The sequence below is a fragment of the Microcoleus sp. N9_A1 genome, from assembly GCF_036701795.1.
In the GTDB taxonomy this organism is placed as follows: domain Bacteria; phylum Cyanobacteriota; class Cyanobacteriia; order Cyanobacteriales; family Microcoleaceae; genus Microcoleus.
On sequence record NZ_JAUBRI010000018.1, the window covers coordinates 71,009 to 85,589 of the forward strand.

12 protein-coding genes and 1 tRNA gene are annotated in these 14,581 nt (G+C 45.8%); 2 read left to right on the forward strand and 11 right to left on the reverse strand.

Translation table 11 applies throughout. The annotated features are described in order from the left end of the window. Positions 1 to 63: 63 nt before the first annotated feature. Both QUA58_RS11250 and QUA58_RS11255 read left to right on the forward strand, forming a co-directional pair. Positions 64 to 804, forward strand: coding sequence for a pentapeptide repeat-containing protein (locus QUA58_RS11250; RefSeq protein WP_333394087.1), 741 nt, complete (start codon positions 64 to 66; stop codon positions 802 to 804). Between the two features lie 16 nt (positions 805 to 820). Next, positions 821 to 1,075: a hypothetical protein gene (locus QUA58_RS11255; protein ID WP_333394089.1), complete on the forward strand. Its 255-nt coding sequence runs from the start codon at positions 821 to 823 to the stop codon at positions 1,073 to 1,075. A gap of 111 nt (positions 1,076 to 1,186) precedes the next feature. Here QUA58_RS11255 and urtE read toward each other — a convergent pair whose 3' ends face one another. From urtE to QUA58_RS11310, 11 genes are all read right to left on the reverse strand, one after another. Continuing rightward, positions 1,187 to 1,885: an urea ABC transporter ATP-binding subunit UrtE gene (gene urtE, locus QUA58_RS11260; protein WP_333394091.1), complete on the reverse strand. Its 699-nt coding sequence runs from the start codon at positions 1,883 to 1,885 to the stop codon at positions 1,187 to 1,189. Between the two features lie 226 nt (positions 1,886 to 2,111). Beyond that, complete coding sequence (gene urtD / locus QUA58_RS11265; protein WP_333394092.1) at positions 2,112 to 2,858, reverse strand: urea ABC transporter ATP-binding protein UrtD; 747 nt, start codon at positions 2,856 to 2,858, stop codon at positions 2,112 to 2,114. Between the two features lie 135 nt (positions 2,859 to 2,993). Next, positions 2,994 to 3,716 (reverse strand): TIGR00266 family protein, encoded by a 723-nt coding sequence (locus QUA58_RS11270; RefSeq protein WP_333394094.1) that lies wholly within the window; start codon positions 3,714 to 3,716, stop codon positions 2,994 to 2,996. Positions 3,717 to 4,027: 311 nt separating this feature from the next. Continuing rightward, positions 4,028 to 5,170, reverse strand: coding sequence for an urea ABC transporter permease subunit UrtC (gene urtC, locus QUA58_RS11275; protein WP_333394095.1), 1,143 nt, complete (start codon positions 5,168 to 5,170; stop codon positions 4,028 to 4,030). Positions 5,171 to 5,197: 27 nt separating this feature from the next. Then, positions 5,198 to 6,352, reverse strand: coding sequence for an ABC transporter permease subunit (locus QUA58_RS11280; protein ID WP_333394097.1), 1,155 nt, complete (start codon positions 6,350 to 6,352; stop codon positions 5,198 to 5,200). A 335-nt stretch (positions 6,353 to 6,687) separates the two neighbouring features. After that, a complete protein-coding gene (gene urtA / locus QUA58_RS11285; RefSeq protein WP_333394100.1) occupies positions 6,688 to 8,007 on the reverse strand; it encodes an urea ABC transporter substrate-binding protein in 1,320 nt (439 codons plus the stop codon). Between the two features lie 553 nt (positions 8,008 to 8,560). Further along, positions 8,561 to 8,633: transfer RNA gene (locus tag QUA58_RS11290), tRNA-Ala, on the reverse strand. A gap of 120 nt (positions 8,634 to 8,753) precedes the next feature. Further along, entirely contained in the window at positions 8,754 to 9,482 is a 729-nt protein-coding gene (locus QUA58_RS11295) for an HAD family phosphatase (protein ID WP_333394104.1), read from the reverse strand. 282 nt (positions 9,483 to 9,764) lie between these two features. Continuing rightward, positions 9,765 to 10,664: a methyltransferase domain-containing protein gene (locus tag QUA58_RS11300; RefSeq protein WP_333251173.1), complete on the reverse strand. Its 900-nt coding sequence runs from the start codon at positions 10,662 to 10,664 to the stop codon at positions 9,765 to 9,767. A 248-nt stretch (positions 10,665 to 10,912) separates the two neighbouring features. Beyond that, positions 10,913 to 13,471: an ATP-binding protein gene (locus QUA58_RS11305; protein WP_333251171.1), complete on the reverse strand. Its 2,559-nt coding sequence runs from the start codon at positions 13,469 to 13,471 to the stop codon at positions 10,913 to 10,915. Positions 13,472 to 13,766: 295 nt separating this feature from the next. Next, the gene (locus QUA58_RS11310) at positions 13,767 to 14,492 is read right to left on the reverse strand and encodes a TVP38/TMEM64 family protein (RefSeq protein ID WP_333251168.1); all 726 of its coding nucleotides are present in this window, start codon (positions 14,490 to 14,492) and stop codon (positions 13,767 to 13,769) included. Positions 14,493 to 14,581 lie beyond the last annotated feature (89 nt).

Consider the following 14,581-nt stretch of genomic DNA (forward strand, 5'->3'; position numbering starts at 1 on the left):
GTTCACTTTTCGAGTTATTATACCATATAAATGGTATTTTTGCAAACAAAAACTTATTGATTTATGAAAAAACTCACAATAATGTCGATCGCCCTACTAATTTTTGCAGCAACTCTCGAACTGCCGAAGGTGGGCCTGCAACTAAGTGCGATCGGGCAAATAGAAACACCCCAACCAATCCAAACACCCCAACAAATCCCAACACCCCAACCAATCCCAACACCCCAACCAATCCCAACACCCCAACCACAAACACCCCAACCAATCCAAACACCCCAACAAATCCAAACACCCCCAATACAAACACCCCAACCAAAACCAGCCGACCCCAAAAACCTCGGCTACGTCTCCCCAGAATTTGCCGAAAATTTCTCCCAGCAACAAATCGACCAAATCAACGCCAACGTCGAAACCTTGCTGGTAACTCAAAGCTGCTCCCGCTGCGACCTCCGAGCCGTAAAATTAGTTAACCTTAACTTAAAAAATCCCATCCTTACAGGATCAGATTTATCAGATGCCAACCTCAGCGGTAGTCGCTTCGAGATATCAGATTTTGTCAACACCAATCTAGCTCGCACAAACTTAAGCGGAGCCGAATTAGTAGGAGCGAGAATCAGCAACGCTAACCTCAGAAAAGCTAACTTGACAAAGACAAATCTCGACGGTGCAGACCTGCGATTTTCCGACTTGAGGGATGCCAATCTTTCCGATGCCAACCTCCGCAATGCTAATATAGATGGCGCTAGTATCGATCGAGCAAGTATGGCCGGCACCACAATGCCCGACGGCAGAAAAAATCAATAATAATAGAGGTAGTCTTATGTCGCCGATTAAACAACGCCTTCTCGAAGCGATCGAACGGACTCCTGAGCCACTTTTAGAGCAAACGCTGGCATTTCTGGAATTTTTGACCAGTCGGACACAATCCGCGATCGCCCCAGACTTCGACTCAGATTTTGACTCAGATACCGACTCCAACGAGCAAATCCTCGCCGATCTGAAAGCCTCCCTCCACCAAGCCAAAGCGGGACAAACCTTTCCCATATCGGAACTCTGGGACGCTATCAATGTGTGATACGTCAGTCCAAGTCACATTTCCTCGTTTCCTGCTTCCCTCTTCCCTCTTCCCTCTTCCTTCCATCCGTTACATCCGTCGAGCGAATCCGTTGCCGAACTTCCTTTTGAATCAAACAGCCAAAAACCTCTGAATCACCTCATCACTTAACTCGCTAGTGCTTCCAGAAGCCACAATCCCGCCTTTTTGCATAGCATAATACCAGTCAGCCTGCCGCACAAAATGCAAATGTTGCTCCACCAACAAAACAGAAATTCCCCTAGTAGCAACCACACGGCGCACCGCAGCTTCTATGTCTAAAATAATAGACGGTTGAATCCCCTCCGTCGGTTCATCCAAAACCAGCAACTGCGGCTCACCCATCAAAGCCCTAGCAATAGCTAACTGCTGCTGCTGTCCCCCGCTTAAATCACCTCCCAGGCGATCGAGCATAGTTTTCAAAACAGGAAATAAATCAAAAATTTCATCAGGAACTTCAGGATTTTTGGTTTTGGTTGGTTTAGCTTCCAAACCTAACAATAAATTTTCTTTTACCGTCAAACGTGGAATAATTTCACGCCCTTGAGGCACATAACCAATTCCTAATCTAGCCCGCTGGTGAGTCAACTTAGAAGCAATAGATTCTCCGCCAAAAGCAATAGTGCCACTGCGCGGTTGCAGCAACCCCATAATCGTTTTTAGCATAGTAGTTTTGCCCACACCATTGCGGCCGATCAAGCAAACCATTTGCCCCGCCCTGACGCTTAAATCGACATCGCGTAAAATGTGACTTTCGCCGTAGTAAACATTCAAATTAGAGACTTGCAGCATATATTTAATAATTGGTAATTGGTAATTGATAATTGGTAATTGGTAATTGGTAATTGGCCTCGTGTCCTTTGAATTACCCGCGCTCAAATTTGGTCGCCGGGGCGGGTTTCTGTAGATTGTCGGTGAGAATGAAAGATTGTTGGTTAACCCGCCCCTACAAATCTTGTGGTTAATTTACCAAAGATGATATGTCAACTGTCAACTGTCAACTGTCAACTGTCAACTGTCAACTGTCAGGTTTTCCCAAATATACCTCAATTACCCGATCGTCATTTTGCACCTCATCCATAGTCCCCTCACACAAAACCGCACCCTGATGCAACACCGTCACCTGCCGCGCAATTTGCCGCACAAACTCCATATCGTGTTCTATCACTAACACCGAATGACTTTGGGCCAGCGAAATTAGCAAATCTCCAGTTAACACCGTTTCCTCATCCGTCAAACCCGCCACAGGTTCATCTACCAACAACAAATCAGGAGATTGAGCCACCAACATTCCAATTTCCAACCATTGCTTTTCCCCGTGAGAAAGCAAACCCGCCGAAATATCAGCCTTAGCAACTAAACCAATTGTTTCTAACAAACCGGCCACCGTGCGTTTTTCAGCAGCAGAAGCAGGCTTGAACAAAGTCGAAAAAACATTTTTATGGCGGCTGCAAGACAATTCCAAATTTTCGCGTGGCGTTAAATTCAAGTAAACTCGCGGCGTCTGAAACTTGCGGCCAATTCCCAAGCGCGAAATCCTATCTTCCGACAACTTGCGTAAATTTTGTCCCTTAAATAACACCCTGCCCTCTGTCGGCTGCACCTTCCCGGTAATTGAATCGAGAAAAGTTGTTTTCCCCGCACCGTTGGGCCCAATGATAACTCGTAGTTCGCCGGCCTCCATGCTAAAATTTAAACCGTTGATGGCTTTAAAACCATCAAAACTAACAGTCAAGTTTTCTATTTCTAATACTTTTCCATTCATAATTAGTAATTAACTCACTAATGGACAACAACCGATACACTTTGTACGTGCGTAGCGCAAATATCCTTCCTTATTAAGCAGAGTTTATCTCCTTCCGTGGCACCCTAGTTTCTACTTTTGGCTGGCAGTTTACTCTCAAGTAAAACTACTAGGACTGTTCGGGATGGCAGTAGGGCTGGCAGCCATAATTCGCTCAGCTAACTTCGAGAGTGGCAGACTTTGCAAATACACTTTTCCAGGCCCGGTTAGCTTGACTAAAAACAAGCCTTCGCCACCAAATAGAGCATTTTTAAACCCGCCCACAAACTGAATATCGTAATCTACAGTCGGAGCAAAAGCTACCAAACAACCGGTGTCCGCTCGCAACACTTCGCCAACCCCCAAATTTTTCTCAACTATGGTTCCTCCCGCATGAACAAAAGCTAGCCCGTCACCCTGCAATTTTTGCAGAATAAAACCCTCTCCGCCAAAGAAACCGGCACCGAGCCGCTTGGTAAAAGCTACCTCAATTTCAATGCCGTTGGCCGCACAGAGAAATGAGTCTTTTTGACACAAAAATTTACCGCCAAGTTTGCCTAAATCGAGGGGAATTACTTTACCCGGATAAGGGGCGGCAAAAGCGACGCGGGCCTTGCGATTTCCGGCGTTGACAAAGGTGGTAATGAAAAAACCCGCTCCTGTCAGCATCCGTTTAAAACCTTGAAATAAGCCGCCGCCTGTGGATGTTTGCATTTGGATGTCGCCTTCCATGTATGTCATGGTTCCAGCTTCAGCCCTCACCCCTTCTTTAGGGTCGAGTTCAATTTCGATGAGTTGCAAATCGTCGCCGTAGATTTTGTAGTCAATAATATCTGCCATATTTGGCCTCTAAAGTTAAAGAACGAAGGTACTTGCTACGGATATCTAAGGATCGTGAATTAAATAATTTGCATAAGCCTGTGGGATGGGCGTCTCGCCCGTCTCTTATAGACGGGCGAGACGCCCATTCCACAAGAACAATTAAAATTGCACGTTATTTAATTCTCATTCCTAAGTAGGTGGACATATATATTGCATATTCTCCGAGAAAAACGCAGCTTTTCCCAAATCTATGGCGATTACTTCGTTCCTCGCTGCCTGGTGACATTTATTTATGTCCGCCTACTTATATATACACGATATTTTTGCACTCAATGTTCAAGTTCTTCTTTTTCAAGCTGCACTTGGGGGTCTTGTTCCAGGCTGGGGTAAGTAGATGCGTACTTCGGTCTTCTGAACAAGCTGCGGATTTGGCCGAAACCTTGATGTTGCAGCCATCCGACTAAGCCGTCGGGCAGGACTGTGACTACTATTAGGAATAGCGCGCCTTGGAAAAACAGCCACACGTCTGGGAATTTTTCGCTCAAGAAACTCTTGCCAAAGTTGACTAGCAGCGCTCCCAATATTGCTCCCGATAATGTGGCGCGACCTCCCACTGCGACCCAGATTACCATTTCAATGGAAAAGGCAATATCCATTGCTTTTGGCGAAATGATTCCGGTTTGTACGGTAAATAATGCACCTGCTATTCCGGCTAGACCGGCGGAAATTGCAAAGACTAAAACTTTGTATCCTGTGGGATTGTAACCTGAGAAACGCAGACGCACTTCGTCGTCGCGAATTGCTACTAGCAAGCGGCCGAAACGCCCGCTTGTCAGCCAGCGGCAGAGGGCGTAAGTTGCTGCTAGAAATAGTATGGTGAGAATGTAGAAAATATATTGAGTATCTCGGTCATTTACTGTGGCTCCGAACAATGTTTTAAAGTCGGTGAGTCCGTTGGTGCCGTTAATCAGTTTTTGCTGACCGTTAAAGAAGTTGAAAAATACAATGGTTGCTGCTTGGGTAAGAATTGAAAAGTAAACGCCTCGAATTCGATTGCGGAATACTAAATAACCTAAAAGTGCGCCCAAGATGGCGGGGATGAGAACTACTGCTGCTGCTGAGAAGGGAAATGAATTAAATGGTTGCCAAAACCAGGGGAGTTCGGTGACTCCGTAGAGGTTCATAAATTCTGGTAATTGACTGCTGGCGGTTGGGGGAATTTGCAGTTTTAGGTGCATGGCGAAGGCGTAGCCGCCGATCGCAAAAAACACCCCATGCCCTAAACTAAGCAAACCCGTGTATCCCCAAATCAAGTCTATGCCGAGGGCGGCAATTGCTAGTGCTAAAAATCGCCCCAATTGATTGAGGCGAACGTCGGGGAGTATTCCTGGGATCAGGAATATGAATGTGAGGGCGATCGCCCCTACAATTGCCGCTTCTTTTAGCCAGGGTTTTTGATGTGTTTTCTGCATTTTTCGGTACACTCGCAGTTGTAATTATTAATTTTCTACTGTCCGCCCTTTTTGCGGGAAAATCCCTCCCGGCTTCACTTGCAGAAAAGCCATAATTAAGGCGAATACCATTACTTTTGCCATGCTGGTTGTCGCGAAAAATGTGAAAAAGTCGGCTAAAGGCTTGACAGGGGCGAACATTATTGCTAAGGTTCCCGAACCGATCAGGTAATTTGCAGTGCCGATCGCCATTGCAGCAACTACACTCCCCACAATCTTGCCGACACCGCCCACAACCACCACCATAAAGGTATCGACTATATAATTTTGTCCGGTATTTGACCCTACCGAACCGATCAAACTAATCGCGCACCCAGCGACACCTGCGAGCCCCGAACCCAAAGCAAAAGTCAGCGCGTCTACTTGTTCGGTAGGAATGCCCAAACACGCGCTCATGCTGCGATTTTGCGTCACAGCGCGAATGCGAAGTCCCCACACAGACTTTTGCAAAAATAGGTAAATTCCCGCCAAACAAATTCCTGTCAGCACAATAATAAAAATTCGGGCGTAGGGCAACTGAAAATTGCCCAGCGGTATGCCGCCCCGCAACCATTTCGGTGCAGTTACGTCCACATTTTGAGCGCCAAACCAAGGTTTAGTTACTGCCAGTTTGTAAGTTTGCCCTAAAAATGCGCTCACCGCCCAGGAAATACCCAAAGACAGAGGCAGAATTATGGCGATAATTTTGTTGCGAATGCGATCGAAATCCAGGCGAGATTTCAGCAACCGCAAACCGCCAAAAAACAGCAAACAAAACACCGCAATCCCAATTACCAGCACCCAACTGACGCTGCGGACAAACTGCTGCAAAATTAAACTTACGCCCCAAGTGGCCAGCAGAGTTTCTAGTGGCCGCCCGTAAAGATAGCGAATCACTCCGCGTTCGAGAATTAATCCTACCAATGCAGCCACTAAAAAAGCTAGGGGAATCGCAAATAAAATATAGGTTTCAAAAGCAAATCCTCCGATACCTTTGAAGACATTTTGCACCACGAAAGTTGTATAAGCCCCCAGCATCATCAACTCGCCGTGAGCCATATTAATCACGCCCATCAGCCCGAAAATAATCGCTAACCCGAGAGCTGCAATTAGTAAAACAGCGCCGATGCTAATGCCGTTAAATAAACCGTCCAATATCGCCAATTTTGTTACTCCTGCATCAAGTCGGTTAACTTTGTTCGCCGATAATTAGGGGCGGGTTTTATCCAATTGGTGTCAACTTAGAACTAAAACCCTCTGTATATTTCCCTTCTAGCCTAGTCTAGATCCCCCTAAATCCCCCGAAAGCAAGGGGGACTTTGAAGACTCCAGTTCCCCTTTCTTAAGGGGATTAGGGGGTGACGCAAGGAGACTCCTGTTCCCCCTTATTAAGGAAGTAGGGATTGACTTTGAATGCCCTTACTCCCCCCTTATTAAGGGGGACCGGGGGGGATCGAAGATAAGTTGCCAACGTTAACAAAATTGGTATTACCTACTTATCAAGCTTTGAATTTTCCACCTTTTGCGGGGTCTGACCAATCGCAAGCAAAGCCTTTTGTTTCAGCGACAAACTGATTCCAAGGCACCGGCTTAACTGCTTCTGGCGTAGCAAAAGCGATGTTAAATAAACCGTCTTCTCTCACTTCGCCCAACCGCACAAATTTAGAAAGGTGATGGTTAACTTCCATCGTTACTGTGCCCCCCGGCGCGTCAAAGGTTTGACCCAAAGCTGCTGCCCGCACTTTTTCCAAATCGTCGGCTGTCCCGGCTTTTTCGACGGCTTGCTTCCACAGGTAAACCATGATGTAAGCTGCTTCCATCGGGTCGTTAGTCACTCTATCGTTGCCGTATTTTGCTTTGAAAGCTTGCACAAATTTTGTATTGGCCGGAGATTCCACAGTCATGAAGTAATTCCAGGCGGCGTAATGGCCTTTAAGATATTCTACGCCGATCGCCTTTACTTCTTCTTCAGCAATACTGACAGACATTGACGGATATTTGTCCGGGCCCAAACCTGCACCCTGCAACTGTTTGAAAAAGGCTACGTTGCTGTCGCCGTTGAGGGAATTGAAAATCACACCGCCGTCTGGCAAAGCTGCCTTAATTTTAGTGATAATTGGCGTGACTTCTGTCCCGCCCAAAGGAATGTAATCTTCCCCAACTAATTCGCCACCTTTGGCTGCTAGCTGTGCTTTGATAATGGTATTTGCCGTGCGGGGAAAAACGTAGTCAGACCCGACTAAGAAGAACTTTTTGCCTTTATTTTCTAGCAGCCAGTCAACTGCTGGTTCGATTTGTTGGTTTGGCGCTGCCCCGGTATAAAAGATATTCTTGGAACACTCTTGACCCTCGTATTGTACGGGATACCAGAGCATATGATTTTTTTCTTCAAATACCGGCAATACTGCTTTGCGACTGGCGGAAGTCCAGCAGCCGAAGACGGTGACAACTTTATCTTGGTCGATCAATTTTTTGGCTTTTTCGGCAAAAGTCGGCCAGTCTGAGTTGCCATCTTCTATTACTGCTTCGATTTGTTTTCCGAGGACACCCCCAGCTTTATTTATTTCTTCGATCGCTAATTGTTCGGCATCGACAACGCTTTTTTCGCTGATTGACATTGTGCCGCTCAAGGAATGCAAAATTCCTACTTTGATCGTGTTTCCGCCCCCCGCTGCTGCTGGTGTACTTCCTGTTGATGTGGGAGAAGCGGCTGGAGTTGCTGTGGGAGTGGGAGTTCTACAAGCTTTGAGAAATAAACTTGATGTTAGGGTAGCAGAACTGTATAAAAGAAATTTCCGCCGATCGAATCGCTTTGTCATTTTTTCTTGTTACTCTTGAATAGATGAGTCAGATGATTGAGAATAATAACACATAGCGACTTGATATTAAGACTCGCTTCCACAGAGTGTTGTATTTTTAGCTACAAAACTTATTGTTTTTGACAAATTGAATGTTTTGTGGGGATTGAGGGTAACTGTGGCAGAAATGGAGTTTAGAAACCAAGATACGTCATTTCAAAAATCAGTCTGAAATTAGAAACCCGCTTTTTTTAGAGAAATACCTGATGAATGCTTGGAGTTAGGCAGTAACTGGTCGATCGCACACTCATAGGCAAATATCAAAGCAGGTGACGATCGCCCGCGAGTACAAATATAGCAACAGGCACATCGGGCGCGGACATAAATAACCTAATGAATAGAGCCGAGAACCTATAGCATAAATGGTTTGATTCCCCTACTCTGCAACTGCCAACTGCCAACTGCCAACTGTCAACTGTCCACTGCCAACTGTCCACTGCCAACTGTCAACTGCCAACTGCCAACTGTCAACTGTCAACTGTCAACTGTCAACTGTCAACTGTCAACTGATTTATGGAGAATAGCGGACTCGAACCGCTGGCCTCTGCGGTGCGATCGCAGCGCTCTACCAACTGAGCTAATTCCCCTGATTGAGTTTTAATTTAGCATTTGAGATGCGGGATTGCCGAACCTAAAAGGCTTACAGGTCTTGCTTGCTGTCACGTTCGCAGACCGTCACCTACACTAGCACGTAAAGGCTAAAAACGTCAAGTGTTTTCCGCAGCCGGCTCAGTGCGGACGATCGAGCAAAGTTGGGCCACTCTGTCCAACTCTAAATCAGCAAAATAGTCCACCGTCCAATTAGCTTGGCGCTGGATCATGTGAAACGGGTAAGTGTGAGTCACCCCCGCAACCTGAATCCCCGCTTTTTTCGCCGCTTCAATCCCCGCAAAAGTATCTTCTATCGCCAAACACTCGATCGGTTGCAGGTTAAAGTCAGGATATTTCTGGTTGAGAAGTTCCACAGCCAATAAATAGCCATCGGGTTCTGGTTTGCTCGCCCTCAAGTCGTCGCCTGCGACAATTAACTCAAAGTTTGCTGCCAAACCGGCCCTATCTAACACCAATTCTATATCCGATCGCATTGCCCCACTAACTACGGCCATTTTCAATCCGGCGGCCCGAATTTTGTCAATAAATTCTGCCAAACCGGGATAAATCGGCAGTTTCTCCAAAGTATCTATTTGAGCTTTGTAAGCTTGGGCCTTGCGCTGCAGCAGTTGATCGAGATATGTTTCTGTTAGATATCGCCCCCGGCGCTTGAGCAGTTCGGTAATGCAAGCGCGATCACTCCTTCCCAAACAAACTTCTCGAAACTCCCCACGTTTGAGCTGGAGATTTTCATCGAGCATCAATTGATCGATTATTTTCTCGTGAATTGGCTCATCATTAACAATCACGCCATTAAAATCAAATAAAACTGCTTTTAGAGTCATTAGTTATTAGTTATTAGTTATTAGTTATTAGACCTCTTGCAAAATAATTTTATGCTATAATCAAAGGTTTGGCTTAAGTGGAGCAGATTGCAGGTTATATCAGCACTTGACAATTATGAGTGAGCTTCGTGGGTCTCAAACTCAAAACCTTTAATTGTAACATAGATTTTTTTTGCAAGAGGTCTATTAGTTATTAGTTATTAGTTATTAGTTATTATTCAGTCCGCGAAGGCGGACTTTGTTTGTGTAGCCCCGACTTTCAGTCGGCAGTGATTCTGTAAATCAAGCAGGGGCTGGAATGCCTGGTAAATCGCCATCAAAATCAGGAGTTCGATCGCCCAAATTCCACCCCCTCGCCACCGGCACCCGTTCCAAATCTTCCCCCGGCAAAGGTTTCACGCCCTGCGTCACCTGATTCGTCCACCAGTGTTCGTGAGTTTGCACCGCCGCAAATCCAGCCGCCCCCGCCCAAGCATCGAGGCTGCCAGCCGCGTAAGACTTAATATAAGGCTCCTCAAAGATATCAGCCAGCCACTCAGTCTGCCGCAAAGTTTTTTGATTTCCGTCCAAAATTGCCACTTGTCCCCCAACCTTCAGCAGTCGGAAGCTTTCTCGCAAAATTGCCCGCGATACAGCAGGTGGCGTCTCGTGAAACAGCAAGGAAGCTGCGACTAAATCGAAGCTGGCATCGGGAAAAGCCACGCTTTCGGCGTTTCCGTGCAACCACTGAATATTTAAGCCTGCTTTTTGCGCTTTCATGTCGGCAACTACCAGCATATAAGGCGACAAGTCCAAGCCGACAACTTCGGCTTCGGGAAAGGCTTGCTTGAGCATGAGGGTTGTCGAACCGGTGCCGCATCCCAAATCGATGATTCGGCGCGGTTTCACTCGCACAGCGTCAATTAAGCCTTGTCGGACGACTGTTTCGTGGGGAGGTAAAACATATTGCGTGATTGGATCGTAGGAAACGGCGGCACTGGGGTTAAGGTAGCCGCCTTTAATGCCGTGAAAGTTTTGGCTGCTGTAATATTCGGGATAAACTAAGTTGGGTTGTCGGTAGCGATCGCCCGCTGTTTCCCAGTCGATACCTTCGTAGAGTCGTTTCAGTGCTTCTTCGTCGATCGCCAGTCGCATCAGGGGGGCTAAAAAGCGCTCGAAAATTGTATCCTTGCCAACAGCCATAAAACACCTTTAACAAAAACTCTTCTAATTTTAGCCAAAGCCCGTCAACTTAGCATTAATTAAAACTTTTTGTCCCCTCCAACATCTTCCCTCGAACCTCTATCCCTTACCTCCGTTACAAAATCCGTGGGCTTCCATTCCCACTTCCTCCTGATACCTGTTTCCAAAAATAATGCAACTAGAGATAATATCCAAAACCTTGTATTATCAGTCCTTCCCCAATTTAAAATCTAAAATCTAAAATAGTCTTACTTCCCGTTACTAATAGGAATTTTCACCAAAAACTCCGTGCCACCGCCCGGAGGCTTAGAAATTGTGATGCTACCGCCGTGTCCATCTACTACAATTTTGTAGCTAATTGCTAACCCCAAACCCGTGCCTTTGCCTACCTCTTTAGTAGTAAAAAATGGGTTATAAATTTGGTCTTTAACACTGTCTGGAATGCCGGGCCCGTTGTCGGCGATCGCCACTTTCAGAAATTTACCGCCATGTTCACGAACTACTCCCGTGGAAATAGTAATAATTTTATCCACGCGATCGATCTCGTTCAAGGCATCGATCGCATTACTCAGCAAGTTCATAAACACCTGATTGAGCTGAGAGGGATAGCACTCGACTGAAGGCACTTTTCCGTATTTTTTGACTATATAAATTCTATTTTTAATGCGGTTGGAGAGCAACAGCAAGGTATTTTCTATACCTTCGTGAATGTCCGCTAGCTTTTTGTCAGATTCATCGAGGCGAGAAAAGTTTCGCAAAGAAAGAACTATGCTGCGAATGCGTTCGGTTCCTATTTTCATAGAATCCAATATATGCGGCAAATCTTCCTCGATAAATTCTAACTCGATTTCTTCGGTGAAATCAGCGATTTCCTGGGGAACCTCTGGGAAGGATTCTTTGTATAAACTCACCAATTCTAATAAATCTTTAGTATATTTGCTGGTGTGAGGCAAATTAGCCGAAATGAAGTTAACGGGGTTGTTGATTTCGTGCGCTATGCCGGCCACCATTTGACCTAATGATGACATTTTTTCGCTCTGGACTAAATGAGTTTGAGTTTTTTTCAGTTCATTTAAGGCACTATTGAGTCGTTTTACTTGGTCTTGGGTTTGACTGTAAAGGTGAGCTTGAGTAATTGCGATCGCCAATTGGTCTGCTACCGCTTTTAAGAGTTGGATTTCCTCCCGGCTCCAAAGCCAATGAGTAACGTGGCTGCAAATTAAATAACCCTGCGGCTGGTTTTGAGTATGGACTGGCACGGCTAAATAGCTATTAGCTTTAAGTTCCGGCGGTTGAGTTACACCCTTCGCCCAAGTGTCGCTCGAAAGAATAATTGGTTCGCCTTCACCACTCCGTACTAACACATTTTCGAGAAAGTAAGACTCAAACTTTATGGCTTGTGTCGGAGAATCAGATGGGCAAAATTCCCACAGAATTTGTAACGTTTTTTCTTGCGGTTTGTACCAACCAAAAGCCGCCCGTTCTAGGTGCAGCAAACTTACTATTTCTTCGACTGTACTTTGCACGATTTGGTCTAATTCCAGGGAAGCGCGAATGCGTCCAGCAATCCGGTTGAGCATGGCTTCCCGCTCCGCTTGAGCGCGATTGTTTTCCGAGGAATAAATTAGCCAAATTGCTGCTAGCATTGCCGGGATGAGCAGTCCGGCGACTACGGATGTCAGCAAATTTAATGCTTGTAGTTTGGATTCAATATTTTCGCGGGGAATTACTAAAGCCATCGACCAGTTAACTTCCTTGAGGGGTGCATAGGCTACATACACCCATTTGTTATCTATTTTTACCAGTTCGATGTTCGTCTGGCGATCGATCATCTGCCGCGCAATTGTGGAGAGTGCGGGGTCTTTTGACTGTAAAAAGCTTGGGGCCTCCCGGTCGATATTTCCGATTAAGTTATTGTTGGGATGAACAATTGGCACTCCTTGTGAATTGAGCGCAAAAGCATAACTGTCGGAACCGTACAGCAAGGTGTTAGCGACAGATGTTACTCGGTCTAATTTAATGCTGCCCGAAAGGACTCCCATTACTTGATTTGGAGCGGGGGGCAAAGCCCAAATAGGAGCTGAAATAATAATCGTAGAAACTTTGGTACTGCGGCCTATCAGCGGGTCGGAAACGTTGAGCTGCCCGGCCATTGCTTTTTGAAAGTGTTGGCGGTCTTTGCTGTTCGCGCGGTTGCCTAAAGTGTTGATAAATGAGCCGTCCGATTGAGTTAATGACAGGATGAAATACTCTTTTAATCTGTATATTTCTCCTTGCAACCGGGGTTCGACTAATTTCCAATTGAGAGTGCCAACCGTAGGATCGTAAGCAAGGGTTTCTATTTCTGCTTTGCGAGTGCTGAGCCAGCGGTCGATTTCGTCAGTGCCTTTTTCTAGTTTTAATAGTGCTATTTGCTTTAAATTGTCAAGGATTAGTCCGCGCACAAAAAAATAGCTGATGCAAGCAGTTGTGCTAATGGTTAAAGCGGTGGTGGCCAGAATTATCAGGGTCAGCAAATGGCGGCGCTGCCGTCTGTGCTGCCAAAGACTGTGCGCTTGCTGCCACCGCGATTGAGCCGAATTGCTGATGTTTTGCCAAAAGCGGCGCAGCTTTTTTGTTTGTGGCGGCGGCGCAGACACAGATCCGGCTTGATTTGCTGGGTTTTGCATCATCAAATGTTCCCTCAGAGTCAACTTCATCAAACGGTCTTCGTCATTCGGCAGACTTAATATCAGGCAAGTAGTGAGACAGTTTAAGAAAAGAATGCAACTGTAGCCAAGATTCAAACCTTGGTAGTCATCAGTCATTCGCAATCTAAAATCTAAAATCTAAAATTTAAAATAATATGACTTACATTCCGGATTGCAAACAATTTTTCTTATGGTTGGGCGCTCGCCTTCTATTTTGGCATCAATTTTATATTTCGACCTTCGGTTTACCTATTTGAGGTTTGTGCTTTACGATATCTTTAATATCTATCTCGTTTGTATAACAAAATAATTGTAAATAACACAGAGAAAATACGGAGTTTTTTAAATTAGCAATGTATTATAATGTATGGGCAAAACCCTCTTGACAATTTTACTAATTTGTGCAGTAGTTTCAAGGGGAAATTTTTTCGTCTAAAGCTTTTTTAGCCAAGCGGGTTGCATAAACGGTGAGGGCGATCGTTGCTAGCAAACCAATGCCGTAGAGAGCCCACTCAGCAGCAGTGCGCGATCGCCCGCTAGATCCGAGTGCAGCCAAACTCCCGGCCAGGGAACCGATATAAACATACATGACTGTTCCGGGAATCATGCCGATCCAAGATGCCAAAAAATAGTCTTTTAGAGATACCTGCGTGACTCCAAAAGCATAGTTAAGCAAATTAAACGGAAAAATGGGAGAAAGCCGCGTCAGCAGCACAATTTTCCATCCTTCAGAGGCAACGGCTGCATCGATCGCCTTAAATTTTTGATTGCCCTCTATCTGTTTGGAAACCCAGTCGCGAGTTAAATACCGCCCTACCAAAAAAGCGCAAGTTGCGCCTAAAACCGAGCCGATGGAAACACAAACCGAACCGCCAACAACTCCAAACAAAACCCCAGAACCGAGAGTCAGCAAAGAACCGGGGATAAATAGAACCGTTGCGACAATGTAAATTAGGATAAAAGCTGCCGGGCCCCACGGGCCGAGACTCGCGATCGACTCCAGGGCATTTTTCAGAATTCCTTGGAAGTTGAAAAACTTGGCCGCCGCAATCAAAGCCACAGCTAAACCAATCCCTAAAATCAGCTTCCACCTGTTGGATGGCGGCGGATTTTCACCAGGCGATCGCGAATCATTCATTACCTAAACTCCCCAGTCTAAATTGCATACACCCTAAGCTTGGCAGTTGCGCTTTAGCGCTGCCATACTCTGTAATAAAGCGCAACTTT